General features: G+C 66.6%; 4 protein-coding genes. 2 read left to right on the top strand and 2 right to left on the bottom strand.

Annotation, left to right across the window (positions count from 1 at the left end; genetic code table 11):
• Both AC1D1Y_RS25915 and AC1D1Y_RS25910 read right to left on the bottom strand, forming a co-directional pair.
• A partial coding sequence (locus AC1D1Y_RS25915) for an NAD(P)/FAD-dependent oxidoreductase (RefSeq protein WP_477684881.1) occupies positions 1 to 407 on the bottom strand: 407 nt, incomplete at its 3' end.
• Positions 397 to 870, bottom strand: coding sequence for an Rrf2 family transcriptional regulator (locus tag AC1D1Y_RS25910; protein ID WP_477684880.1), 474 nt, complete (start codon positions 868 to 870; stop codon positions 397 to 399). The genes AC1D1Y_RS25915 and AC1D1Y_RS25910, both read right to left, overlap by 11 nt.
• 174 nt (positions 871 to 1,044) lie before the next feature.
• On the opposite strand from AC1D1Y_RS25910, the gene AC1D1Y_RS25905 reads away from it, so the two are divergent.
• Together AC1D1Y_RS25905 and AC1D1Y_RS25900 are read left to right on the top strand one after the other, a co-directional pair.
• Entirely contained in the window at positions 1,045 to 1,521 is a 477-nt protein-coding gene (locus AC1D1Y_RS25905) for an FKBP-type peptidyl-prolyl cis-trans isomerase (RefSeq protein WP_477677408.1), read from the top strand.
• Between the two features lie 169 nt (positions 1,522 to 1,690).
• Entirely contained in the window at positions 1,691 to 2,089 is a 399-nt protein-coding gene (locus tag AC1D1Y_RS25900) for a response regulator (protein WP_477684879.1), read from the top strand.
• Positions 2,090 to 2,264 lie beyond the last annotated feature (175 nt).

Raw genomic sequence — 2,264 nt, 5'->3', positions numbered from 1 at the left:
TGGCAATAGGGACAGTGCACCACTGTCTTGCCCCAGCGTTCCTGGAGGCCGGGGATTTCGGGCAGCACGTCGGCCACCCCGGTGGCCAGCAGCAGGCGGCGTCCGGTGAACCAGCGCATGCCGTCCTCGGCCTCGACGACAAAACCCGCTTCGCCGCTGTCCACGCGGCTCACGCGGCCGCTGAAGACCTGCACCGTCGGGTAGGCCAGCAACTGCTGCCTGGCCTCGGCCAGGACTTGCGAGCCCGGCTTGCCGTCGTGGCCCAGCACGCCGTGCGACGCCGACGCGAAGCGGTTGCGCGGCAGGCCGGCGTCGATCACCAGCACCTGGCGCCGGGCACGGGCCAGCTGCAGCGCGGCGGACAGCCCGGCAAAACTGCCGCCCACGATGATGGCGTCATGCAACATGGCCGGCCTCCGGTGAAGGGGGGTGCGCGGCGTGGCCGGCGTGGCCGGCCATGGCGCGGTTGAAGTCGGCCGACAGGTCGGCCAGGGTGACCTCGCCCAGGCGCTTCGCCAGCACGGCCTCGGCCTCGCGCAGGCTGCCGGCCAGCGCGCGCTGCACCGACTGCTCGATGACGCAGCCGTCGGCATGCGCGCCCCCGGCGTCCGTCCCGGCGCTGTCACCGAGAGCCATCTGCACGTCGAGCAAGGTGACAGAAGCCAGGTCCCGCGCCAGCACCCAGCCGCCGCCGTGGCCCCGCTCCGACACCACAAAACCGGCTTCGCGCAGGCCCGCCATGGTGCGCCGCACCACCACCGCGTGCGTACGCAGGCAGGCCGCGAGTTCGTCCGAGGTCATGGGCCCGCCGCGGTGGGCCATGTGCAGCAGCGCGTGCAGGACGGCGGAAAGCCGGCCTTTTGATTTCATGTAACTTATCATGTTGCGTGATTCTACGGATGCCGTTTACCGGCGCCCGCGCCCGGCCGCAAATCCCCACGCGGCGCGGGGCCAATACCGGCCGATCCGGCGTGTTCCGGCCCCGGCCTGCCGGCTGGGCGAAAATCAGCGCTTTTACGCATCCCGGCCATCCGGAGTTACCACATGAAAATCGCAAAAGACACCGCCGTCACCCTCAGCTACAAGGTGGCGGACGCCCAGGGCAAACTGGTCGAGCAGAGCAACACGCCCATGGTTTACCTGCACGGCGGCTACGGCAACACCCTGCCCAAGATCGAGGAAGCGCTGGACGGCCAGGAAGCCGGCTTCCAGACCGTGCTGGCGCTGGAGCCGCAGGACGCCTTCGGCCTGCGCGACGAAGGCCTGGTGCAGACCATCCCGCGCACGCAGTTCCCGCCAGGGGTCAAGGTCGGCGGCCAGCTCGAGGGCCGCGGCGAGGACGGCCGCCAGCACGTCTTCAACGTCATCAAGATCAAGGGCGACACCGTCATGCTGGATGGCAACCATCCGCTGGCCGGCAAGGCCCTGCGGTTTACCCTGAAGGTGACCGCCGTGCGCGCCGCCTCGGAAGAGGAAATCGCCCACCGCCACGTGCACGGCGAGCACGGCCACCACCACTGATCCGCGTTTCACCACCGATTAGCGGTTTTATTCACCACGTTACCCCCCGTTACGGCTAAAAAACGCCCGCTGGCCTAAAGTGGGATTGAGCCTACACATCCCGAGGGCGGCCGACGACAGGACCCCCACGAGATGGCGGCTAAGTTCGCTGATTAACTTCGGGGGTTCCATGGTCATCAACGCGTTTCTTGTCGAGGACAAGCCGGACATACGCAATACCTTGGTGGAAGCCATGGAAGAAATCGCGCCGCTGCGCTTTGTCGGCCACGCCGATTCCGAGACTGGCGCACGCCTGTGGCTTCACGACCATGAAGATTGGGACCTCGCCATCGTCGACCTGTTCCTCGCCGAGGGTTCGGGCTTTGGCGTACTCAAGGACTGCCAGCGGCGCAAGCCGGGCCAGAAGGTGGTGGTGCTGACCAGCCACAGCCAGGAAAACCTTTTGCTGCGCTGCCGCGAGCTGGGGGCCGATGAAGTGTTCGACAAATCGCAGGATGTGGAGAAGCTGGTGAGGTTTTGTCAGCATCATGCGGAAAGCCTGGATGGGGTGTTGCCGCCTACGCAGTGAGGGCGCTCCCTCTGTGCTCTCTTCTTAGTTCTGCTGGCCGGGGGTTGCCCGGCGGCAAGTAACTTTCTTTTGCTTCGCCAAAAGAAAGTCACCAAAGAAAAGGCGACCCGCAGTCTGGGTCCCTACGCTTCGCTTCGGGCAACCTGCGGTGCTCGACTACGGCGGGGTCTCGCGC

The sequence above is a fragment of the Polaromonas sp. P1_G1 genome, assembly GCF_056405595.1.
This window is presented reverse-complemented; position numbering and strand designations above follow the sequence as displayed.

Bases quoted from the DNA above. Each gene is read 5' to 3' on its own strand.
- AC1D1Y_RS25910 (WP_477684880.1), bottom strand. From the start codon at position 870: ATGAAATCAAAAGGCCGGCTTTCCGCCGTCCTGCACGCGCTGCTGCAC.
- AC1D1Y_RS25905 (WP_477677408.1), top strand. From the start codon at position 1,045: ATGAAAATCGCAAAAGACACCGCCGTCACCCTCAGCTACAAGGTGGCG.
- AC1D1Y_RS25900 (WP_477684879.1), top strand. From the start codon at position 1,691: ATGGTCATCAACGCGTTTCTTGTCGAGGACAAGCCGGACATACGCAAT.